Raw genomic sequence first — 21,216 nt, 5'->3', positions numbered from 1 at the left:
GTGACACGGGTTGTCAACGCCTCACGGTGGCCGATCGGCTGATCCCACCGGCCTGACCGGTCAGGGTCGAGACGACGTCTCAACCGAGATTGGCCTCGATGAGGGCGTCCAGCGTCGACGACCGGATCTCGGCCTCGACCGCCGTCACGGCGATGAACCAGCAGCGCCCGTCCGGTGCCCACGCCGACAGGTACGCCGTGGACGTCGCCGGCTCGTCCGTGGCCATGACCTCGGCGCGGGTCGGCACGGCCACCTCGCGTGGCGTGCCGGGCAGGCCACGCGGCGCCTCGAAGTCGAACACCACCACCACCCGGGACACCGGCCCGGCCCCCTCGTACGCCGACCGGTTGCCGGTCGGCACCACCTCCGGCCGAGCCATCCGCAGCACCGCGTCCGTGGCATCGACGGGCCGCAGATAGGGCGGCAGGCCCCGCAACTCGGGCACGGCCGGGCTGGCAGGTGGCCCGGCCACGGAGGGCGAAGAGTCGTCGTGTCGTGTGGTCGCGGCCATGAACACCGCCGTTCCGACGACCGCGCACGAGGCGAGCGCGGCGGCAGCGGCCCGAAGCTTGCGGCGACGACGCAGGCGGGCCCGCACCGCCGGCAGTGGATCCCGGGCAGGCGGCCCGGAATCGCTGCTCCAGACCTCGCGGAGCGCGTCCCGGACATCGGTCATCCCGCCACCTCGCGTTCCGCGCGTACCCGGACGATCGGCAGCCCTGCCCCCAGCAGGGCGCGATGGCGCAGCGAGCGGACGGTCGCCGGTCGACGCCCGATCGCCGCCGCGATGGACTCGTCGTCCAGGTCGTTTAGATAGGTCATGACAAGTACGACCCGCTGCAACGGAGAAAGCCCGGCGAGCAGCCGACGCAGTCTGTCGACGTCGTCGGTAGCCGCCGACGGCGAGGCGGCCGGGGTCGACCGGGCCCGCCGGACGATCGTCCGCAGCCGACTCACGTGCAGGCGCACCATGGTGAGCTTCGCGTACGTCAGCGGTCCGCCCTCGGCCACGAGGCGATGCCATGCGGTGGCCATCCGCACGTAGGTCTGCTGGAGGAGTTCCTCGGCCTGGTCCGGGTCGGCGGTGACGGCGCGTGCGTACCGACGTAGCGCCGGTGCGGAGTCGCGCACGAATGTCTCGAACTCGTCGGCGTCCATCCCACCTCCCTCACCGGTAAGAAACGCCACCACCGGTGCGTCGAGTTGCAGTGTCGTCCGGCGGTTTTCACCGACCGGCGGGACGCCTCACGACAATGCGGGGACGAGCACCATCAGCACCGAGAAGACGGAGCAGCAGTGTCCCTTCTCGACCTGGGCAGACAGTAACAACGACCGGGGCGGGTCGGTCGCCCCGAGAGGCATACAAGTCAATGTCGGCATGCGCCCCCTATGGCGCACAGCACGGCCACCAGGTCGATTGGCGGTGAAGCGGCACGAAACGGACGGCAGGAGCGCCGACCATGGCCTCGTGCGGCCACGACAGACAACTACGTACGCAGCGACCGATCGGCCGAGCCGCCGGTCACCCTGGTAGGGCGATCCGTCCGTCGACCGCGGCGGCGGCGATGTCCCGGCGGTAGTGCGAGCCGGAGAGCGTGACGCCGCGTACCACCTGGTAAGCGGCATCACGGGCGGCGGCCAGGTCCGGGCCGGTGGCCGTACCACAAAGGACCCGACCGCCGGCGGAGAGCAGGGCGCCGTCGGTGGCCCGGCGGGCGGTGCCCGCGTGGATCACACCGGGCTGTTCTCCGCCGGTGATGACATCGCCGGTACGCGGCCCCGCCGGATAGCCCTCGGCGGCGACCACCACCGTCACCGCGGCGCCGGCACGCCAGCGCAGCGGCGGATGGTCGACCAGCGAACCGCTGGCGGCGGCGTGCAGCAGCCCACCCAGCGGCGTCTCCAGCAGCGCCAGCACCACCTGCGTCTCGGGGTCACCGAAGCGGGCGTTGAACTCGATCACCCGGGGGCCATCGGCGGTGATCGCCAACCCGACGTAGAGCAGGCCGGCGAAGGGCGTGCCCCGGCGACGCATCTCGGTAAGCGTCGGGTGCACCACATCCCGCATGACGTCGTCCACGAGGTCGGCCGGCGCCCACGAGAGCGGCGCGTACGCCCCCATGCCGCCGGTGTTCGGGCCGCTGTCGTCGTCACCGACCCGCTTGAAGTCCTGTGCCGGCAGCAGCGGCACCGCCGTCTCGCCGTCGGTCACCACGAACAGCGACACCTCGGGACCGGAGAGGTACTCCTCGATCACCACCCGGCCGCACTCACGCGCGTGCGCCTCGGCAACGGCGCGGTCGTCGGTGACCACCACGCCCTTACCGGCGGCGAGCCCGTCGTTCTTGACCACGTACGGTGGGTCGAACCGGTCCAGGGCGGCGGCCGTGCTTGCCTCGTCGGTGCAGGTGTACGCCCGTGCGGTAGGGACACCTGCGGCGGTCATCACCTCTTTGGCGAAGGTCTTGGAGCCCTCCAGCCGGGCCGCCTCGGCCGACGGCCCGAAGACCGCGATGCCCTTGGCCCGGACCGCGTCGGCCACCCCGGCGACCAGTGGCGCCTCCGGCCCGATCACGACCAGGTCCGCGCTCACCTCGACGGCGAGCCCCGCCACCGCCACCGGATCGACCGGATCGACGGCCCGCAACTCCGCCACCCCCGCGATCCCCGGGTTACCGGGTGCCGCGAACAGCGCCTCGACGGACGGATCATCGGCCAACCTCAGCGCGAGCGCATGCTCCCGCCCACCGCCACCAAGAAGAAGAACCCGCACGCCGAGTAATCCTACCCACCCCACCCCTACCCCACCCCACCCCCGACCACCCCCACCGGCCGCCCCCACCGGCCCCGTCGATCAAGAAGTTTTCGTCTCGGATCTGGCGTGCGCGCGACCAAACGCTCTTGGTCATCTATCCAAGGCGCGGCGCACCGTCTCGGGTATGTAGTCCGGGCGGAGGGTGTCGGGCCAGGTGAACCGGAGGATCCTCCAGCCGGCGTTGGTGAGGCGGTTCTGCCTGATCCGGTCCTCGTAGACCGCCTGTGGTGTGCGATGCGGAGCCGCACCGTCCGCCTCGGCGATCACCCTGGATCGACGCCAGCCCAGATCGCCGATGCCGAGCAGGTACCCGTCGTCATCGCGCACCTCCAACTGAAGAACATCGGGCGGGACGCCCCCGTCGACGCACCTCAGACGGGTGCGGGTCTCCAGCGGGGACTGCGCACGGCCATCCGCCTCGGCCAGGCATTGCCGCGCCACCCTTGCTCCCCGCCGGCCAGCGATGAGCGCCGGGATAGCCGCAAAGTCAGCCTCGCTGACAAGTTGCCGGTTGAGTGCCGAGTCCAGTACGCAGACCGCTGGGTAGCGGCCCACCCGGAGGATGACGTCGGCAACGGTTCGCACGGCACTCGTGACCGGGATCCCGGCGACCACGCCCACGTCAGCCGACCCCAGCGTGAGTTGGTGCACCACGAGATCGGGATCGTTCCGACGCTGCGGACGAGGGCTGTCCGGCGGTACCGACACGTGGATCGTGGAGGTGGCCCGGAGTCCGGCGACGCCGTGCAGCTCGACAGCCGTGTCGAGGACTGCCACCGCCCCCGGCCCCAGGCTGTCCACGGCGGCGCCGATCCGCGCCCGACGGTGGCGGAGCACGTCCAGCGCGGGGTCGGGCAGGAACCGCCCGCGAGCCACCCTCGTCCAGCGCCCCGACCTGACCAGATGTCGGATCTGGTTACGGGTGTAGCCGGCGGCCAACGCCTGCGTCGCCGTCACGACACCACCCTGCTCGGCAGCTACTCGTGTCAATACCTCGAACGCCTCCACCCACCCACCCTGTCCACCCCCACCCGACCCCCGCAGCCCCTGTGGAAAACCCTGTGGACAACGAACCCCTTTGCCGCGTTGATCAAGAAGTTTGCGTCGGGCCAGCGCTCGATCCCAGACCAAAACTTCTTGATCAACGCGGGGGTACGCGGGGGTACGCGGGGGTACGCGGGGGTGGGGGTGGGGGTTTAGGGGAGGAGGGGGTGGCGGGTTACGTTTTCTTCGCGGCCGGGGCCTACGCCTACGACGCTCACCCGGGTTCCGGTGAGTTCCTCGATGCGGGCGATGTAGCGGCGGGCGTTCTCAGGGAGGTCGTCCTCCGTACGCGCCTTGGTGATGTCTTCCCACCAGCCGGGGTGCTCCTCGTAGATCGGCACGGCGTGGTGGAAGTCGGTCTGGGTCATCGGCATGTCGTCGACCCGCTTGCCGTTGATCTCGTAGCCGACGCAGATCGGAACCGTGGGCAGGCCGGTGAGCACGTCCAGCTTGGTGATCACCAGGTCCGTTACGCCGTTGAGGCGGCAGGCGTACCGGGCGACGACCGCGTCGAACCAGCCGCACCGACGTTCCCGACCGGTGGTGGTGCCGTACTCGTGGCCGACCTTGCGCAGGTGCTGACCGTTGTCGTCGAACAGCTCGGTAGGGAACGGTCCGGAACCGACCCGCGTGGTGTACGCCTTGCTCACCGCGATCACCTTCGTGATCGCGGTCGGCGGGATGCCGGCACCGACGCACGCTCCGCCGGCGGTCGGGTTCGACGAGGTGACGAAGGGGTACGTGCCGTGGTCCATGTCGAGCATGGTGGCCTGGGCACCCTCCAGCAGGACGGTGTCCCCACGGTCCAGCGCGTCCCAGAGCATCGCCCGGGTCTCGGCGATGTACGGCCGCAGCCGCTCCGCGTACTCGAGGTATTCCTCGATGGTGCCGTCGACGTCGATCGCCTTGCGGTTGTAGACCTTGAACAGCACCTGGTTCTTCTCGCGCAACGCGAGTTCCAGCTTCTTGCGCAGGATGCCCGGGTCGAGCAGGTCCTGCACCCGGATGCCCATCCGGGCCACCTTGTCGCCGTACGCGGGACCGATGCCCCGGCCGGTGGTGCCGATCCGCGAGCTGCCCAGGTATCGCTCGACCACTCGGTCCAGCGCCCGGTGGTGCGGCATGATCAGGTGCGCGTCGCCGGAGATCCGCAGGCGGGACACGTCCACGCCCCGCTCGGCCAAGCCGTCGATCTCGCTGAGCAGCACCTTCGGATCGACCACCACACCGTTGCCGATGACGATCACGGCGTTCGGGGAGAGCGCACCCGACGGCATCAGGTGCAGCGCGTACTTCTGCCCGTCCGGGGTGATCACCGTGTGACCGGCGTTGTTGCCGCCCGAGAAGCGGACGACGTAGTCGACCCGCTCACCCAGCTGGTCGGTAACCTTGCCCTTGCCCTCGTCGCCCCACTGGGCGCCGAGGAGCACGATCGCTGGCATCTTCTCGCCTCCAGAAGGCTCGGGTGCCAGATGGCGACCGGTCAGCGAGCCCGGGGTGTCAGGCTAACAAGTAGTGACGGCACGACCGGCAGGGGTCGCGTCGGGGACAGCAGGAGGAGCTACCCGTGTACGACGTGGTGCTGCTCACCCTGGGCTCGGAGCGGGATGCTCCAGGAGCCGGGTGTGGCAGCGGCGGAGCCTGCTGCGGCGGTGGCACCGACGCCGCCGAGGGTCGCGAGGAACGCTGCGAGACGCCGCGCGTACCGGTGCTGGCCTGCTCCGATGCGTTGACGGCCCGAGGTGCCCGGGTCGAGACGGTGACCGCCCGCTCGGACGCGGAGATCGACGAAGTACTGGCCCGACTGGACGGGCCACCGCGAGCGGACGGCCTCACCTGGCCGGATGACGATGCCAAGACGCGGCTGGTGGTCGCGGTGGCCGGTGACGCACAGTTGCGCGCCGTGCTCCGCCGCATGGTCCGGCGGTACGCGCCGCCGCCGAGTCGCCGCCCGACCGACCTGGCCGGCAACCGGACCGTGCCGGATCTGCCAGCGGTCGGCGTACTGCCGCTCGACCCGGCGCGCAGCACCACGCACCGCGACCTCGCCGCGCAGCTCGGGTTGGCCCGCGATCCGGCGGCGGTGGCTGCCGCGGTGCTGGACGGTTCGCCGCGCCGGCTCGACCTGCTGCGGCATGACGGTGGCTCGGTGACGTTGGACGGCGCACTGCTCGGTGCCGCCGGTGAGGATGGCACCCCACTGCCCTGGCGCGGCCGGGTGGAGGTGGACGACACCGTGCTGTCGAACGGCGAAGAACCGCTGCTCGCCTGCGCGATCGGCAACGCGGGCGGGTACGCCCGGCTCGACGACGTGACGCTGCTGGCCGGGCCCGACCCGACCGACGGGCTGGTGGAGGTGGCGGTGGCCGTACCGGTGGTCACCCGGTCGCGGTGGGGTCGCCGCCGGGTACGCCTGGAGGTCCGGCGGGCCCGGGGCCGGGCCGCGTCGGTGCTGCCCCGGAACGATGCGGCGCTGCCGTACCTGGACGATGGCGTGGCGGGGCAGCTGACGCGCAAGCGGTCCTGGTGGACCGAGCCGGGCGCCTGGGCGGTCTGGACGGCCTGACCTGACCCGGCCGGCGTAGCGGAGGCCGGGGTCGGCCGCTGGGCCTATCCTCGTCAGGAGGAATGGGGAGGACACCGTGGTGGACGACAACGCCGACCGGGTGCACGTGCCCGGCCAGCATGGCATGCCGGAACGGGACATCGAACCACTCTGGCCGCCGGAGCAGATCGACGGCTTCGGCGCACCCACGTGGGGTGCCCCGCCGCCGGTGCCGCCCACCGTGCCGCCTCCGCCCGGGCAGCCGTCGCCCGCGCAACCGACCAGCCGGCCTCCGGTCGCGCAACCGACCGATCCGCCCCAGGTCGCCGGACCGGCCTATCCGCCCCAGGACGCGGGACCGGCCTATCCGCCCACGACGGCGGGGCCGCAGCACGTGTCCGGACGGCCGACGCACGCACCCGGTGCACCTCCCTCACCTGCGGACTATCCGTCGTTGACAAACGGCGCGCCGACCGCCACCGGCTGGGAGCCGGCACCCCAACCCGGGCCCGGCCAGGTCGACCTGGACCTGCCCTTCACCCTGGACCGACCCACTGCCGTCACACCCACCCGCGACGGTGGGCCGACCGAATCGGGTGCCCAGGATCCGTCAGCCGACGCGATGACCGTGGCCGACACCGGTGTCGACGACGACGCGGCTCCGCAAGTGGCCCGACCGCAAGCGGAGCCCGTGGGCCTACCGCAAGCGGAGCCGGTGGGCCTACCGCAAGCGGAGCCGGCCCGACCGCAAGCGGAGCCCGTGGGCCGACCGCAGACGGAGCCGGTGGCCCGACCGCAGACGGAATCGCCGTGGGCACATCCACCACAGCGGTCCGGATCCGATTCGGTCGCGTCCGCCGAGACCTCTGCCGGCGCGCCCCGCCCCACCTGGGCCGGACCGGCCCAGCCGCTGCCACCGATTCCGCAGCCGCTGCCGGCGACGCCTCAGCAACCCGGCCCGTACCCTTTCGTCGCGCCGCCGACCGCCCAGCACGGCAGCGCCCCGGTGCCGCAACCCGGTGCTCCCCTGCCGCCGGTGCCCTCCGATGCCGGTGTGCCGGCCGCGCCGCCGCCCCCCGGTCCGCAACCGGCCGACGTCGGGCCCGACGCGCTGCCGCCTCCCGAGCCATTGACCCCGCCGTCGTACGCGCCGGCACCACCCGGTCCGTTTCCGCCGCAGCCGGCGTGGAGCCCCGCGCCCTGGCAGCAGGGTGGGACGCCGCCGATGGCACCGCCGGCACCCCAGCAGCCCTACCCGCAGACGAACACCGCATCGCGGGTGCCGTCGGCGTACTCGGAGCCGGCCTGGAACCCGGAGGTCGGTGCCGCGCCCACCGCCGAGGACTTCGCCCGCCGTCGGCAGGTGCGTCCCGCCGACCCGGTCGCGACGACCGGGCTCCGCGCCGTGGTCAACAAGACGGGCCTGGTGAAGCTCCCGCCGGGGCGGCACGAGCTGGAACGCAAGCGGGACATCGAGATGGTGCGCCGCAACTTCGGCGGGCTGCGGCAGGTCACCGTGGTCAACCCGAAGGGCGGCGCCGGCAAGACCGTCGCCATCCTGCTGCTCGCGATGACCTTTGGTCAGAATCGCGGTGGATACGTGCTGGCCTGGGACAACAACGAGACCCAGGGCACCCTCGGCATGCGGGCCCAGCAGGATTTCCATTCGCGTACGGTGCGGGACCTGCTGCGGGATCTCGGCCAGTTCCACGGCGCGCAGGGTCGGGTCGGCGACCTGTCCCAGTACGTCCGCTCGCAGGGCGAGGGGATGTTCGACGTGCTCGCCTCCGACGAGTCGGCCACCGGCGGTGAGATGCTCACCGCCGCCGCCTTCGGCGAGATCCGCGAGGTGGTCAGCCGGTTCTACAAGTTGATCTTCGTGGACACCGGGAACAATGTCCGGGCGCAGAACTGGCAGGCCGCCATGGATGCCACCGACCAGCTGGTGGTCACCATGTCCGCCCGGAACGACTCCGCCGAGACAGCCGCCCGGATGCTCGACCACCTGGAACAGAGCGGGCGGCAACGGCTGGTCCGGCAGGCGGTCACCGTGGTCTCCATGCCACCGTCCCGCAAGGAGATCGACCTGCCCGCCATCCAGGAACATTTCGCCGCCCGTACCCGGGCGGTGCTGCTGGCCCCGTACGAGCGACTCATCGACACCGGCGAACCGCTGCGATACGCGCAGCTCTCGACGGCCACTCGGGACGCCTGGCTCAAGATCGCCGCCTCGGTGGCCGAGGGCCTGTAGGCCCCTGCCGACGCGCTGCCGACCCGGGCGTACCCGGGCCGGCGACACCGCACCGGGTCAGTTGCTGGCCAGCGCGTCGGCGGCGGCCGGATCGCAGTCGCGAAGGAACTGGGCGCAGCGGGCCGCCTCGTCCGCCTCGGCGATCGCGTCGGCCGCCCGGGACAGCACGTAGAGGCAGCGCAGGAAGCCACGGTTCGGCTCGTGCGACCACGGCACCGGCCCGTGCCCCTTCCAGCCGCTGCGTCGCAGCTGGTCCAGACCCCGGTGGTAGCCGGTACGGGCGTACGCGTACGCCGGCACGACCTGGCCCTGCGCGAACGCCCGGGCGGCGAGCGCCGCCCACGCTGCGCTGTGCGTCGGGTACCGGGCCGCCACCTCGGCGAACGCCTCGTCGCTGCCGGCCTGCTCGGCCGCGGCCAGCGCGGAGTCGGCCTCGACGTGCGCGGGCAGGAGCGTGGCGGGCGGCTCAGGTAGGAGGTTCTGCATCGCCCCATTCAACCCGCTTCGCACGGCGGCCCGCGAGGGGGTCCGGTCAGCCGGTCGGCTGAACGGCCGAGAGGTCGGTCACGCCTGCGGCCCATGCCGCCGTCGGGTCGGATCCACTACAACTATGGATCCGGAGCCTCCCCAGGAACCGGAAGTGCGGGAGCCCGGCCAGGCCGCCGGGCTCCCGTCTCGTCAGCGGGTCGTCCCGGGGTCACGTTCACGGCGTTGCGCCGGCCCGGCAGGATGACCCGATGCCGACTCCACCTCCCGCGGACGTCATCGAGCCGCACACCTGGACGGACGAGATCCAGACCCGGGCGGAGTTCGACCGGCGCCTGGCCACCGGCAGCCTGGTCGGGCTCACCGTGCAGGGCCTCCGGCTGGACCTGGAGCCGGTCCCCGACCTGGCCGGGGTCGAGGTGGCCGGCACGCTCTTCGTCGGCTGCCGCTTCGCCTCTCGGCAGGTCGGAGCCGACCTGGTCCGGCGGGGCGCGAACGTGGTGCCGCCGTTCTCCGGGCTGCCGTACCCGACCCAGCCGTCCCACCTCTACACCCCGGAGGAACTCGCCGCCGGCTTCGCCGAGGGCGGCTTCGCGGCGATGTACGACACCCGGGTGTACGCGCACTTCCGCGCGCACGGCGGCGCGTTACCCGATGTCCGGGAGGCGCTCGGCCAGCGGCTGCACGACCACGGGGTGGACAACGCGCTCGCCGACGCCACCCGTGCCTGGCTGACCACCCACGGGCCGCAGTCGGTGGTCGGGGTGATGGGCGGGCACGCGGTCCGCCGCGGCAGTGAGCCGTACCGGATGGCCGCGGTGCTCGGCCGGGAGCTCGCACGGGCACACCGGTTGGTGGTCACCGGTGGTGGGCCGGGCGTGATGGAGGCGGCCAACCTGGGTGCGTACCTGTCGACCCGGCCGGCGGAGGACCTCAGGGCGGCAATCGACCTGCTCGCCACCGCGCCGGACTACACCGACCACGACCGCTACACGGCGGCGGCGCTGCGGGTACGGGAACTCTTCGGCCGGTCGGTCACGCCGCCGGTGAACGGCACCGAGCCGATGACCGCCTATCAGGCGGACTCGGCCGCGCTGACCACCGGTGATCTGGACTGGGCGGGCTGCGGCGGCCTCGCCGTGCCGACCTGGCTGTACGGGCACGAGCCGGCGAACCTGTTCGCGGGCCGGATCGCCAAGTACTTCTCCAACGCCATCCGGGAGGACACCATCCTGCGGCTGGCCCGGGGTGGCATCGTCTTCGCCCCCGGCCGGGCGGGCACCGTGCAGGAGGTGTTCCAGGCGGCCACCAAAACCTACTACGGCACCGACGGAGCCAGTGGCGCGTACGTCTTCCTGGATCGCGCGTACTGGACGACGGAACTGCCGGTCGAGTCCTTGCTGCGACCGCTGCTGGCCGCCTCCCCCTTCGGTGACCTCTCGAACACGGTGCACCTGACCGACGACGTCCACGAGGCCGCCCGCCTGCTGACAAGGTGAGGACGGACGCTCGTGCGGGTGCAACAACGGCACGGCGGCCGGCCCCGAGTCGGAGCCGGCCGCCGTCCGGGCGACGTCAGTTCGTCACTTGGTCATCGTGGTGCCGGTGGAGCGCAGGTGCTCGCAGGCCTCCGCCACGCGGGTGGCCATGCCCGCCTCGGCGGCCTTGCCCCACACCCGCGGGTCGTACATCTTCTTGTTGCCGACCTCGCCGTCGACCTTGAGCACGCCGTCGTAGTTGCGGAGCATGTGGTCCGCCGCCGGACGGGTGAAGGCGTACTGGGTGTCGGTGTCGATGTTCATCTTCACCACGCCGTAGTCGAGCGCTTCGCGGATCTCCGAGAGCAGCGACCCGGAGCCGCCGTGGAAGACCAGGCTGAGCGGCTTGTCCTTGCCGTACTTGGCGCCGACCGCCTCCTGGATCTGGTTGAGGATCTCCGGGCGGAGCTTGACGTTGCCCGGCTTGTAGACGCCATGCACGTTGCCGAAGGTCAGCGCCGCCATGTAGCGGCCCTTCTCGCCCAGGCCGAGCGCCTCGACCATGGCCAGGCCGTCCTCGACGGTGGTGTAGAGCTTGTCGTTGATGGCGTTCTCGACGCCATCCTCCTCGCCGCCGACGACGCCGACCTCGATCTCCAGGACGATCTTGCCCTTGGCCGCCTCGTCGAGCAGCTGGGCCGCGATCTCCAGGTTCTCCGCCACCGGCACGGCCGAACCGTCCCACATGTGCGACTGGTACAGCGGCTCCTGGCCGGCCTTCACCCGCTCCTGGGAGATGGCCATCAGCGGCCGGACGAACTTGTCCAGCTTGTCCTTCGGGCAGTGGTCGGTGTGCAGGGCGATGTTGACCGGGTACTTCTTGGCCACCTCGTGCGCGTACGCGGCGAACGCCACCGCACCGGTGACCATGTCCTTGACCGAGGGGCCGGAAAGGTACTCCGCGCCACCGGTGGAGACCTGGATGATGCCGTCGCTCTCCGCGTCGGCGAAGCCCTTGAGCGCCGCGTTCAGCGTCTGCGAGGACGTCACGTTGATCGCCGGGTACGCGTACCGGCCGGCCTTGGCGCGGTCCAGCATCTCGGCGTAAGCCTCGGGGGAAGCGATGGGCATGTCGAACGCTCCTTACTTGCCGCTGTCGGCCGTACGGCCGCTGTTCTCCGTAGCGGCCCGGCCGTGCGGCCGCCTCTTCTACCTTGGGGGCCGGCCGTGCGGCCGCCAGTCCTACCGTGCTGCGCCGGACCGCGCTGTCCTCCGCGGGCAGTATCCCGTAGCGGCACCGGACCGGCACAACCGGGCCGGTTCACCGCCGGTCCGCTGGATCCGGTACGGCGACGCTGATCAGCCAGGTGACCACCGCCATCACGATGGCCCCCCAGAAGGCCGCCCAGAAGCCGTCCACCTGAAACGGCAGTTCGAGCGCCCGGGCGATCCGGTCGGTCAGCAGGAACAACAGGGCGTTGACCACAAGCGCGAACAGGCCGAGGGTCAGCAGGTAGAAGACGCAGCCCACCACCTTGATGACCGGCTTGAGCACCGCGTTGACCAGGCCGAAGATCAGCGCCACGATGAGCAGGGTGAACGCCGTGTCGTAACCGGTCCGCCCGGTCACTTCGACACCGGGCACGATCAGCGTGGTGATCCACAGTGCGATGGCGGTCGCCGCCAGTCGGATGAGGAAGCCCACGGCACCATCCTGGCACCGGCGGGAGTCACCGGTGGGCCGATTCGGCCGACTCGGCTGCGACGACGGCGTACGCTCGGCGGCTCGGCACCGGCGTACGACTCGGCGGCTCGGTGGTTCCCAGCGTGCCGCCGGCACACCCCGTACGGTGGGTGGGTACCAGACCGCCGACATCCCGGAGGCATCGAATGGGCCAGCCCGACGAGGACTTCGCCCCCGGCGACCACCTGAGCCCGGAGGAGCGCGACCTGGAGGCCGAGCCGGCCGACGCTGTCGAGCAGGCCGCCGTGGTCGACCCGAGCCAGGTCGACGTCGAGCCGCATCGCGGCCTGGAGGTCGACGACTGGGACGCCATGGAACAGGCCCGCGTGGTCGGTGCCGACGAGGACGACTACCGCTGATCAACCTTTCGGTCAGACCTCGCTCAGGACAGTCGATACGGACAGCGGGAACCTTAGAGATTCCTTAGCATCCGGGGGCTTCACCTGCACCCCTCACGGGAGGACCCCCCTTCATGCTCACCCACTCCACCCGGCGCCGGCTGGCCGGGTTGGGCGTGGCCGGCGCGCTGATCGCGGCCGTCGCCACCCCTGCCACTCCCGCCTCGGCCGAGGAGTCCGAGATCTCGCTGGGCGTCTACTTCGGCGACACCACCATCGCCGCCGGCTCCCCCGGCAAGATCGACAGCCCGATCCTGTTCGCTTCCTCCACGGTGGTGGTACACGACCTCACCGTGCGCTACGACTTCACCGGCCTCGCGGGCAAGGCGACCGTGACGCCGGAGTACGACGCCGACTACTGCTCGACGCCCGAACCGAACGTCCTCGTCTGCACGGACCCGTTCGAGGTCGAGCTGTACGAGGGCGGTTTCGGTGGCCTCTACTCGGTGGTCATCGCACCCACCAAGGACGCCAAGGACGGCGACGAGGGCACCGTCAAGGTGAGCCTCAGTGCCACCGGCTACACGGCCGTGACCCACGAGGCGCGGGTGCGGATCGGCGAGGGCGTCGATCTGGCCGCCGGTCCCGAGACGGAACACTCCGGCAAGCCGGGCACGTCGTTCACCGTGCCGCTGCGGGTCGGCAACCCGGGAGAGACGGTCGCCAAGGGCGCCGTCGCCGTCTTCTACAACGACTACGGGATCCAGGCCGACAAGCAGTACGCCAACTGCACGTACGAGGGAAGTTGGCTGCGTACCTGCCACTTCGACCGCGCGCTGGAGCCGCGTACCAGCTACGTCGCCACCCTGCCGTACCGGATCGCCAAGGACGCGTTCGCGCCGGGCTTCGACTACGGCGAGATCCTGTGGCTGACTCCTGCCGAGTTCGAGGACTACGAGGCGTACGTGAAGAGCCGCGGCGCCACCATCGGCAAGCCGGGCACCGGCGGCGAACTGCTGCTGGACGAGGCCGGTCCGAGCATCGCAGCGCGTAGCTTCCAGGCGGACACCCAGCCGGACAACAACTGGTCGAGCCTCGGGGTGACGGTCACCGGCAAGAACAGCACCGACCTTGAGGCGGTCGGCGACGAGGTCTCCGGTGCGAAGGGCGACGAGGTCGTCGCCACCGTCGGCTTCCGCAACAACGGCCCGGCCACCCTGGACTACGGCCGTTCCGGATCCTCGGTCACCAACATGCAGGTCGAAATTCCGACCGGCACCAGCGCGGTCAAGGTGCCCGACAACTGCTCCCCGGTGCGCGGCGAGAACGAGTGGGGCGAGCCGGGCGAGCCGGGTGCCAGCCTGTACCGCTGCTACACCAGCTGGTTCATCAAGGCCGGTGACGCGGAGACCATGGAGTTCGGGCTCCGGATCGACAAGGTCGTGCCGAACGCCACCGGCGAGGTCAAGGTCAACGTCGCCTGCCAGTGCGACGGTGGCTTCTACGCCGACTTGAAGCCGGCGAACGACGCCGCCAAGCTCGTCGTCAACCCGAGCGGCGGCCAGGGTGGCGACGGCGGCGGTGACGGCGGTGAGCTGCCGATCACCGGTGCCAACACCGCGCTGATCGCGGGCGTCGGTGGCGTGCTGCTCGCCGCCGGTGTGGCCGGCTTCGTGCTGGCCCGCCGCCGCCGTACCCACTTCACGGCGTAGCCCGCCCGGACGACAGCACCACCGGTGCCCCGCCGACCACCCCTCGGCGGGGCACCGCCCTTTCCCCCACCTCCCGCTGGCCACGAGTTGTTCGTCGCGATCCTGGCCTGCGAATCGGAGCCGGTCGACCCGCGGCTCTGACCTGGCCGGGCAGGTGACGCGGGCCCCGGTAGCCTGATTGACCGTGGCGGACGCCACACGGGGCCAGTGATCGAGCGATTCACGGAACGGAATCTTCATGGCATTGGGCGAACGGGTAGGCCATGTCCTGCGCGGCGCGGCCATCGGTGTGGCCGAGGCCGTGCCAGGGGTCAGCGGCGGGACGATCGCGCTGGTGACCGGCGTGTACGAGCGGGTCATCGCGTCCGCCGGGCATCTGGTGAACACGGTGCGGTACGCGGTGACCGACGTGCCGCGCGGGCGCGGGTGGACGCGGGCGGGGCACCAGCTACGGCAGGTGCACTGGGAGGTGGTGATCCCGCTGCTGATCGGCATGCTGCCCGGCCTGCTGATCGCGGCGAAGCTGCTCGAACCGCTGCTGGTCGACCATCCGGAGCAGACCAGAGGACTCTTCCTCGGGCTGGTACTCGCCTCGGTGCTGGTGCCGATCTCGATGGTCGGCAAGCCGTGGCGAGGGCTGGAGGTGCTCGCCCTGATCGTCGCTGCGGTGGCGGCGTTCGTATTGACCGGCCTGCCACAGGCCACCATCGAGCCGCACCCGTTGGTCGTACTGGTCGCGGCGGCGGTCGCGGTCTGTGCCCTGGTGCTACCCGGGGTCTCCGGGTCGTTCCTGCTGCTCACCGTCGGCCTGTACGAGCCGACCATCAGCGCCGTCAACGACCGCGACTTCGGCTATCTGGCGATCTTCGCCACCGGCATGGTCATCGGCTTGGCGCTCTTCGTCAAGCTGCTCCAGTGGCTGCTTGAGCAGCACCGCCGGATGACCCTGGCGGTGATGGCCGGCGTCATCCTGGGCAGCCTGCGCGCACTGTGGCCGTGGCAGTCCGAGGACCGTGCCCTGTACGCCCCGGGCGACCACGTTCCGTCCATTGTGGCGCTGTTCCTGATCGGAGTCGCCGTGGTCACGGCAATGATCATCGCCGAGCGTCGCCGGCTGCGCCGGGCCGCCCGGGACCTCACCGAGGAGACGTACGAGACGCCGCGCGTCCACTGACGACCACCGCTTGGTGGCGGCCCAGCCGGGCCGCCACCAAGCGGTTCCGGTTCAGCGAGCCTTTTTGGTGGCCCGCTTACGCGGCGGGGTCAGCAGGTCGGCGATCGTGGCGATCGCGGTCGGGACCAACCGGTAGTAGGCCCAAACACCGCGCTTCTCCCGCTCCAGCAAGCCGGCCTCGGTGAGGATTCGGAGGTGGTGGCTGACCGTCGGCTGGGAGAGACCGAGCGGCGCGGTGAGGTCACACACGCACGCTTCTCCCTCGGGTGCCGACTGGATCAGGCTGAGCAGCCGCAGCCGAGCGGGGTCGGCAAGGGCCTTGAGGACCCCCGCCAGCCGCTCGGCGTCGGCGCGTTCGATCGGCTCGCCGGCAAGCGGCGAGATCTGAGGCATAGTCATTTCGGCCAACGCAGTTCCCACGTATTCCATCCTTCCACCAGCAGCATCGATCCGCCTGCATATCAGCAGATCCGAATCGGCAGACTTTTACGCCACAAGGCCGAGGTCAGCCAACGTATAGGCCGCCCGATAGGGCAATCCGGCGGCTCGCACCGCGTCGCCGGCACCACGATCAACGATAACCGCCACCCCCACGACCTCGGCCCCGGCCTCGCGAAGCGCTTCGACGGCGGTCAACACACTTCCCCCGGTGGTGGAGGTGTCCTCCACCGCCAACACCCGGCGACCCGCCACATCGGGCCCCTCGATCCGACGTTGCAGCCCATGCGCCTTGCCCGCCTTGCGGACCACGAACGCGTCCAACGGACGCCCGGCAGCGTGCAGCATCGCGAAGCCGATCGGGTCGGCCCCCAAGGTCAGACCGCCTACCGCGTCGTACGACCAGTCGGCGGTCAGCTCCCGCATCACCCGTCCCACCAACGGTGCCGCCTGGTTATGCAGCGTGACGCGACGCAGGTCTACATACCAGTCGGCCTCCCGCCCGGAGGAGAGCACCACCCGGCCATGGACCACAGCCAGGTCGGAGATGAATTTACGCAGGTCGTCGTGGTCCCCCATGGCGATAGAGGGTACTGCGCGAGTCTGTGTGCCGCGTGTGCGGGCCACCCTGGTCAACCCACCGGGGGACCGATGACTGGCGATGTCCGGTTACGCTACGTCGATCATCATGGGCGGATCGAGACATGCCTTCCTCCCCGCCACGCGGTCGGCCGCTCGGCCGCCGGTCAGCCGCGGTCGCGGCCGATGCGCCCACGGGTGTCCCGGGAAACCACGTCGAGCAGGCGACGCGGGGCGTGCCGCAGCCCCGCCACGGCCACTTTGTACTTCCACGACGGGACGCTCACCAACTTGCCTTTGCGCAGGTCACGCAGGGCCTCGTCGACCACATCGGCGGCTTCGAGCCACATCCATTCGGGGGTTTTCGACATGTCGATGCCGGCTCGTTGGTGAAACTCCGTGCGGGTGTAGCCCGGGCAGAGCGCCATAACGCGTACGCCGAAGGGGCGGGCGGACTGCCCGACGGACTCGCTGAAGTTGGTTACCCACGCCTTGCTGGCCGAGTAGGTGGACCCGGGCATCACCGCGCCGAAACCTGCCACCGAAGAGACATTAATCACTGCCCCGCTGTGCCGCTCGGTCATCGTGGCCAGCGCGGCGAGGGTCAGCCGAAGCACCGCATGGACGTTCAGCCGCAGCAGTCGGGTCTCGTCCTGGACGGACGACCGGAGGAAGGGCTTGTTCAGGCTGATGCCGGCGTTGTTGATCAGAAGCTCGACGGGCGGCCCGTCGGCCAACCGTCGTTCGACCGCGGCGCAACCGTCGTCGGTGGACAGATCGGCGGTGAGGGTCTCGGTCTCCACGCCGTGCCGACCGGTCAACTCGGCGGCCTGGGCCGCCAGCCGGGTCGCGTCGCGGGCGACCAGCACCAAGTGCCATCCGTCGGAGGCGAGCCGGGCGGCGAACGCCGCCCCGATGCCCGCCGTCGCCCCGGTGATCAACGCCCATCGTTCGGTCGTCCGGTCGGGCGTCACGGGCGTCATCACCTCGGTGGGTTCGGGGGCGGCGGCGCCCCGGGCGGCGGGTAGGGCTGGTACGGCGGCTGGTACGGCGGTGCCGCCGGTGGCTGTCCGAATGGTGGTGTGGGTGGCTGGTCAGGGGAGACCGTTCGCTGGGGTGCGGGCCGACGCCGGAACCAGGCGTTGGCCGCAGGCAGTGCCAGCAGCACGGCTACCACAAGGTAACCGAGCACCTGAGCGATCGAAAGGGTGGCGGTGAGCGGAATCCACCAGGACGGATAGGCGTCCGGCGTCCGGGCGAGCAACTCGGCGGTCGCCCGGTCGTCACCGAAGTCCAGGGGCACAGCGCGCTGCACGATCAGGGTGGCGAGCCCACCACACCCGCAGCACATGCCCAACCCGGCGACCACCCAGGTCGCCACCCGGGCCGCCGGCCGGCGGGCGGCCAGCCCCAGGGCCAGGCCGACGAGGAGCAGAGCGGCGAGAACGCTCAGCACCGCCGACACCACGACCGAGGCGCGCAACAGAGCCACCGCCGCGTCGACCTGACCGGGGTCGGCGTCGGCCGTAGCGCGGAACCGGTCCACCGTGCCGCTTACCGACGCGAGCCCGATCACCGCGTACACGAGCGCGCCGAGCGCCATCACCATCAGTGTCGACACGGCCAGCACGACCGTGGCCGGCCGGCGAGCCGGTGCCTGTTCGGGGTACGACACGACGAGTCCCTCCGGTAGGCGTTCGGAAAGCAACCTACTCGGAGGGACCGTCGCGGTCGTGTGTTACGCGTGTGTCGAAGACCTGGGGCAGGCCGAGGCAGAGTTCAGGCACCGGCCGGGCAGAGACGTCGACACCCGCGCCAACCCACCGAAGGTCAGCCGGGACGATCGGTGGGCGGCTGGGTACCGGGCTGCTCCGGGCCATCCGACGGCGGGGTCTGCCCGCTCGGCTGGCCACCCTGGTCGCCGGCCGGTGGCTGGCCGCCGGTGGCCGGGTAGCCGGGCTCGCCCGGCTGCTGCGGGGTGCCCGGGTAACCCGGCTCGGCCGGGCTGGTGCCCGGGTAACCGGGGGCCTGCGGGTAGCCGGGCTGGCTCGGGTAGGCACCGCCGGGCGTGGGCGGCTCCCACTGCTGGGTCGGCTTACGGAAGAACTCGTTCGCCTTCGGCAGCGCCAGCAGGATCAGCGCCGTCAACAGCGAGATCAGGCTGATCACGCCGAGCAGGATGTTGACCGGGGTGATCCAGCCCGGCAGCGCCTCCTCCAGTCGACGCTGGATCTCCTCGCCGCTGGGCATGTCGCCGCTGCTCTCGCCGGGCGCGCTGAAGTTACCGACGAAACCGCTGAGCAGGTTGAAGCCGGTGCAGCAGAAAAGGATGCCACCGACGATCCAGGTGGCGATCCGGGAGCCGTTCTTGCCGCGCAGGTTCATCAGCCCAAGGCCGAACAGCGCGAACGCCACCACCAGCAGGAAGATGGCGGTGCCGACGCCGATCACGACGGTGATGTCGGCGACGTTCTCCGCCCCCTCGACGGTGGAGTCGCGGTACGCCTCCTCCATGACCTCGCGGACGGTGCCGATGGTGGCCAGCGAGATGATCACGCTGATCAGCTGACAGATCGCGAACAGCAACAGCAGGTAGGTGGATATCGTCACCACGCCCGGCCGCGTCCGGGCCGGCGTGTTCTGAGGATCGACCATCTTTCTCCCTTCCTGGAACGCGCTTCACCGTATCGGCAACAGGCCATTCCGGCACGGTGCGACGCCGAGCGGTGGGCACGTAACCGGCCACCCGGTCGACCGGGATCGATCGGACGGGCTGGTTTCTCGGCTCAGGACCCGTTCTGCGGGTGCACGGTCACCCCGTCGCTGCCCAACCGTTCGCCACGGGCCATCGCCCAGCCCGCCTCCCCGTACGCCTCGAAGGTGAGCCGCGCTCCGCCCGGTGCACGGTAGTCGTGGTAGCGCATGGTGCCGCTCGGCGTCAGGTCGGTGGCCCCGGAGGCGGTGTACCGGGCCTGACCGGACTCGTGCCAGCTGTAGCGCCGGCCGCCGGACTCCACCTCGGGCGCGCCCGGCGTGACTGTGGCGTCGCGCGGCACCGACTCCCACAGCACCAGTTCGAACCCGGGACTCTCCGCCACCGAGAGCCGACGCCGGCCGCCGTGCTCATCGCGGTCGTCGAGGAGGTGCTCGGCCCACCTCCACTCGCCCTCGACCAGGCGAATCGAGCCCCGCACCGAATAGGTGGCGTCACCGATCTCGACGATGTCCCCGACCTCGATTCGCCTCGGGTCACGTCGGTGCCCGTCGCCGTACCGCTCCTGCTTCCGACGTGCCGCTGCCGACCGGTCGCGCCACCAGCGCAGCGTCAGCCCGGCAACGACCACCCCGACCAGGCAACCGGCCGCCAGGTACGCCGTCGTCCCGTCCATCCGGTCACCTCCCGAGACAGTTCGGCGGGGACGTCGACCATGATCCGGGCAGCCGCTGCCTCCCGCCAACCGGCTACCGGTCGGCGGGATCCGTTCCGCCGGGGGCGGCGGCATCCCCCTGCCCACCATCGCCGGAGGAGGCGGTGGCACCGCCCGGGAAGGTCGGTCCGCCCGACGCGGGTGGCGCGGCCGGCACCGGAGGTGTCTCCGGGACGGTCGGCGAGGCCGCGTGGTGCGGGGGATGCCCGGCCGGACCCGGGCCGCCCTCCGCACCGGGTACGGCGTACCCGGGATATCCGGGCACCGCATACCCCGCACCGGGCACCCCATACCCCGGTGGCATCGGATACCCGGGCGGCGGCGGATAGCCCGGCGGATACCCCGGCTGCGGTGGGTAGCCCAGCGGGAAACCGGGCTGCGGTGGGTAACCGGGCGGGGGCGGATAGCCCGGCGGCGCGGGAAAGGCGGGATAGCCCGTCGGCAAGGCATAGCCGACCAGGTGGGCGTTCGGGATGTCGCGCCCGGCGGATGGCCAGGCGGCGGCCGGTTCGGCGCGGGGCACGAACCAGCGATGGGCCGGCGGCAGCGCCAGCAGCAGCACTACCGCCGCCGTGAGCAGGAAGACCAGCAGCACCCCGAGGCCCGCCAGCGGGAAGAACATCTCGAACGGATTCGGCTGGTCGTACAGCGCCTCGATGAAGTCCGACTCCTGCCAGAATTCGTCGTCCGGCGGCGGCACGTCCTCCGGGTACGACTCATCGATATAAGGCCCCTCGGCCATCGCGAACGCCAGACCGAACGGAATCAGGAACGCGCCGGCACAGCCCTGGGCGACGCAGAGCAGCAGTTGCACGCCACCGGCGACAAAGACCATGACCCGGGCGGTGTTGCTGCCCGCGCGTACCCGGGGCGCGGTCAGGCCCAGCCAGAGCGCCAGCAGCAGGGCGGGGACGCCGAACACCGCCGCCATCATGACGCTGTTCCAGCGCTCCGCGCGTACCTGGTCCGGGTCCGCGTTCGGCACCTGCCGCACCGCCTGGTCAACTGCCTGGTTCCAGTCGATCGCCGCCAACACCAGCAGCGTGACGAGGCCGAGCAGGATCACCACGGTGGCGAGTTGCAGCCAGAAGGCCACCGTGACGGTGCCGGGACGCGGCGGACGGGGTGGGGGTACGCCTGCCGGAGCTTCGGCGGTCGCGGTCATGTCGCGGACGGTACGGCCC

General features: G+C 71.2%; 21 protein-coding genes. 6 read left to right on the top strand and 15 right to left on the bottom strand.

Features of this window, described 5'->3' with window-relative positions; all coding sequences use genetic code 11:
• Nucleotides 1–79: 79 nt before the first annotated feature.
• From Vse01_RS15560 to Vse01_RS15540, 5 genes are all read right to left on the bottom strand, one after another.
• Nucleotides 80–676 carry a hypothetical protein gene (locus tag Vse01_RS15560; protein WP_093403789.1) on the bottom strand — a complete coding sequence of 199 codons (597 nt, stop codon included), beginning with the start codon at nucleotides 674–676 and terminating at the stop codon, nucleotides 80–82.
• A complete protein-coding gene (locus Vse01_RS15555; protein WP_093403787.1) occupies nucleotides 673–1,158 on the bottom strand; it encodes an RNA polymerase sigma factor in 486 nt (161 codons plus the stop codon). Before Vse01_RS15555 ends, Vse01_RS15560 begins: the two co-directional genes overlap by 4 nt.
• 364 nt (nucleotides 1,159–1,522) lie before the next feature.
• Nucleotides 1,523–2,773, bottom strand: coding sequence for a phosphoribosylamine--glycine ligase (purD, locus tag Vse01_RS15550; RefSeq protein WP_093403786.1), 1,251 nt, complete (start codon nucleotides 2,771–2,773; stop codon nucleotides 1,523–1,525).
• A gap of 132 nt (nucleotides 2,774–2,905) precedes the next feature.
• On the bottom strand, nucleotides 2,906–3,823 hold the full coding sequence (locus Vse01_RS15545; protein ID WP_093403785.1) for a type IV toxin-antitoxin system AbiEi family antitoxin domain-containing protein: 918 nt from the start codon (nucleotides 3,821–3,823) through the stop codon (nucleotides 2,906–2,908).
• A 188-nt stretch (nucleotides 3,824–4,011) separates the two neighbouring features.
• Entirely contained in the window at nucleotides 4,012–5,301 is a 1,290-nt protein-coding gene (locus Vse01_RS15540; RefSeq protein ID WP_093403783.1) for an adenylosuccinate synthase, read from the bottom strand.
• Nucleotides 5,302–5,426: 125 nt separating this feature from the next.
• Between Vse01_RS15540 and Vse01_RS15535 the strand changes: the two genes are divergently transcribed.
• A complete protein-coding gene (locus Vse01_RS15535) occupies nucleotides 5,427–6,425 on the top strand; it encodes a hypothetical protein (protein WP_093403782.1) in 999 nt (332 codons plus the stop codon).
• 76 nt (nucleotides 6,426–6,501) lie between these two features.
• On the top strand, nucleotides 6,502–8,655 hold the full coding sequence (locus tag Vse01_RS15530; protein WP_093403781.1) for a MinD/ParA family ATP-binding protein: 2,154 nt from the start codon (nucleotides 6,502–6,504) through the stop codon (nucleotides 8,653–8,655).
• 57 nt (nucleotides 8,656–8,712) lie between these two features.
• On the opposite strand, the gene Vse01_RS15525 is transcribed toward Vse01_RS15530, so the two are convergent.
• Complete coding sequence (locus Vse01_RS15525; protein WP_093403779.1) at nucleotides 8,713–9,141, bottom strand: DUF3151 domain-containing protein; 429 nt, start codon at nucleotides 9,139–9,141, stop codon at nucleotides 8,713–8,715.
• 251 nt (nucleotides 9,142–9,392) lie between these two features.
• On the opposite strand from Vse01_RS15525, the gene Vse01_RS15520 reads away from it, so the two are divergent.
• Nucleotides 9,393–10,640, top strand: coding sequence for an LOG family protein (locus Vse01_RS15520; protein ID WP_093403778.1), 1,248 nt, complete (start codon nucleotides 9,393–9,395; stop codon nucleotides 10,638–10,640).
• 84 nt (nucleotides 10,641–10,724) lie between these two features.
• Here Vse01_RS15520 and fbaA read toward each other — a convergent pair whose 3' ends face one another.
• Both fbaA and Vse01_RS15510 read right to left on the bottom strand, forming a co-directional pair.
• Nucleotides 10,725–11,750 (bottom strand): class II fructose-bisphosphate aldolase, encoded by a 1,026-nt coding sequence (fbaA, locus tag Vse01_RS15515; RefSeq protein WP_093403777.1) that lies wholly within the window; start codon nucleotides 11,748–11,750, stop codon nucleotides 10,725–10,727.
• A 190-nt stretch (nucleotides 11,751–11,940) separates the two neighbouring features.
• Complete coding sequence (locus Vse01_RS15510) at nucleotides 11,941–12,324, bottom strand: phage holin family protein (protein WP_093403776.1); 384 nt, start codon at nucleotides 12,322–12,324, stop codon at nucleotides 11,941–11,943.
• A 185-nt stretch (nucleotides 12,325–12,509) separates the two neighbouring features.
• Here Vse01_RS15510 and Vse01_RS15505 point away from each other — a divergent pair, with 185 nt between their 5' ends.
• The 3 genes from Vse01_RS15505 to Vse01_RS15490 all read left to right on the top strand — a co-directional run bounded on the left by Vse01_RS15505 (nucleotide 12,510) and on the right by Vse01_RS15490 (nucleotide 15,587).
• Nucleotides 12,510–12,722 (top strand): hypothetical protein, encoded by a 213-nt coding sequence (locus Vse01_RS15505; RefSeq protein ID WP_093403775.1) that lies wholly within the window; start codon nucleotides 12,510–12,512, stop codon nucleotides 12,720–12,722.
• 113 nt (nucleotides 12,723–12,835) lie between these two features.
• Nucleotides 12,836–14,413, top strand: coding sequence for an LPXTG cell wall anchor domain-containing protein (locus tag Vse01_RS15500; protein WP_093403773.1), 1,578 nt, complete (start codon nucleotides 12,836–12,838; stop codon nucleotides 14,411–14,413).
• Between the two features lie 238 nt (nucleotides 14,414–14,651).
• Nucleotides 14,652–15,587, top strand: coding sequence for a DUF368 domain-containing protein (locus tag Vse01_RS15490; RefSeq protein ID WP_170863412.1), 936 nt, complete (start codon nucleotides 14,652–14,654; stop codon nucleotides 15,585–15,587).
• 51 nt (nucleotides 15,588–15,638) lie between these two features.
• Here the strand turns inward: Vse01_RS15490 and Vse01_RS15485 are convergent, their stop codons facing one another.
• The 7 genes from Vse01_RS15485 to Vse01_RS15455 form a co-directional block, all read right to left on the bottom strand.
• On the bottom strand, nucleotides 15,639–16,016 hold the full coding sequence (locus Vse01_RS15485; RefSeq protein WP_007073957.1) for an ArsR/SmtB family transcription factor: 378 nt from the start codon (nucleotides 16,014–16,016) through the stop codon (nucleotides 15,639–15,641).
• Between the two features lie 57 nt (nucleotides 16,017–16,073).
• Nucleotides 16,074–16,604, bottom strand: a complete 531-nt coding sequence (locus Vse01_RS15480; RefSeq protein ID WP_093403771.1) for an orotate phosphoribosyltransferase — start codon at nucleotides 16,602–16,604, stop codon at nucleotides 16,074–16,076.
• A gap of 167 nt (nucleotides 16,605–16,771) precedes the next feature.
• A complete protein-coding gene (locus Vse01_RS15475) occupies nucleotides 16,772–17,587 on the bottom strand; it encodes an SDR family NAD(P)-dependent oxidoreductase (RefSeq protein WP_093403769.1) in 816 nt (271 codons plus the stop codon).
• Entirely contained in the window at nucleotides 17,587–18,279 is a 693-nt protein-coding gene (locus Vse01_RS15470) for a hypothetical protein (protein ID WP_093403768.1), read from the bottom strand. The genes Vse01_RS15475 and Vse01_RS15470 overlap by 1 nt, the downstream gene beginning before the upstream one ends.
• Nucleotides 18,280–18,434: 155 nt before the next feature.
• A complete protein-coding gene (locus Vse01_RS15465) occupies nucleotides 18,435–19,259 on the bottom strand; it encodes a hypothetical protein (protein ID WP_232511208.1) in 825 nt (274 codons plus the stop codon).
• A gap of 131 nt (nucleotides 19,260–19,390) precedes the next feature.
• The gene (locus Vse01_RS15460; protein WP_093403766.1) at nucleotides 19,391–19,993 is read right to left on the bottom strand and encodes a DUF4178 domain-containing protein; all 603 of its coding nucleotides are present in this window, start codon (nucleotides 19,991–19,993) and stop codon (nucleotides 19,391–19,393) included.
• A gap of 73 nt (nucleotides 19,994–20,066) precedes the next feature.
• A complete protein-coding gene (locus Vse01_RS15455) occupies nucleotides 20,067–21,197 on the bottom strand; it encodes a hypothetical protein (RefSeq protein ID WP_093403764.1) in 1,131 nt (376 codons plus the stop codon).
• Nucleotides 21,198–21,216 lie beyond the last annotated feature (19 nt).

Source organism: Micromonospora sediminimaris (assembly GCF_016863575.1).
GTDB lineage: Bacteria > Actinomycetota > Actinomycetes > Mycobacteriales > Micromonosporaceae > Micromonospora > Micromonospora sediminimaris.
This window is presented reverse-complemented; position numbering and strand designations above follow the sequence as displayed.

Coding starts and splice junctions, on each gene's coding strand:
- Vse01_RS15560 (WP_093403789.1), bottom strand. CDS start 676: ATGACCGATGTCCGGGACGCGCTCCGCGAGGTCTGGAGCAGCGATTCC.
- Vse01_RS15555 (WP_093403787.1), bottom strand. CDS start 1,158: ATGGACGCCGACGAGTTCGAGACATTCGTGCGCGACTCCGCACCGGCG.
- Vse01_RS15540 (WP_093403783.1), bottom strand. CDS start 5,301: ATGCCAGCGATCGTGCTCCTCGGCGCCCAGTGGGGCGACGAGGGCAAG.
- Vse01_RS15525 (WP_093403779.1), bottom strand. CDS start 9,141: ATGCAGAACCTCCTACCTGAGCCGCCCGCCACGCTCCTGCCCGCGCAC.
- Vse01_RS15520 (WP_093403778.1), top strand. CDS start 9,393: ATGCCGACTCCACCTCCCGCGGACGTCATCGAGCCGCACACCTGGACG.
- fbaA (WP_093403777.1), bottom strand. CDS start 11,750: ATGCCCATCGCTTCCCCCGAGGCTTACGCCGAGATGCTGGACCGCGCC.
- Vse01_RS15505 (WP_093403775.1), top strand. CDS start 12,510: ATGGGCCAGCCCGACGAGGACTTCGCCCCCGGCGACCACCTGAGCCCG.
- Vse01_RS15500 (WP_093403773.1), top strand. CDS start 12,836: ATGCTCACCCACTCCACCCGGCGCCGGCTGGCCGGGTTGGGCGTGGCC.
- Vse01_RS15490 (WP_170863412.1), top strand. CDS start 14,652: ATGGCATTGGGCGAACGGGTAGGCCATGTCCTGCGCGGCGCGGCCATC.
- Vse01_RS15485 (WP_007073957.1), bottom strand. CDS start 16,016: ATGGAATACGTGGGAACTGCGTTGGCCGAAATGACTATGCCTCAGATC.
- Vse01_RS15480 (WP_093403771.1), bottom strand. CDS start 16,604: ATGGGGGACCACGACGACCTGCGTAAATTCATCTCCGACCTGGCTGTG.
- Vse01_RS15475 (WP_093403769.1), bottom strand. CDS start 17,587: ATGACGCCCGTGACGCCCGACCGGACGACCGAACGATGGGCGTTGATC.
- Vse01_RS15465 (WP_232511208.1), bottom strand. CDS start 19,259: ATGGTCGATCCTCAGAACACGCCGGCCCGGACGCGGCCGGGCGTGGTG.
- Vse01_RS15460 (WP_093403766.1), bottom strand. CDS start 19,993: ATGGACGGGACGACGGCGTACCTGGCGGCCGGTTGCCTGGTCGGGGTG.
- Vse01_RS15455 (WP_093403764.1), bottom strand. CDS start 21,197: ATGACCGCGACCGCCGAAGCTCCGGCAGGCGTACCCCCACCCCGTCCG.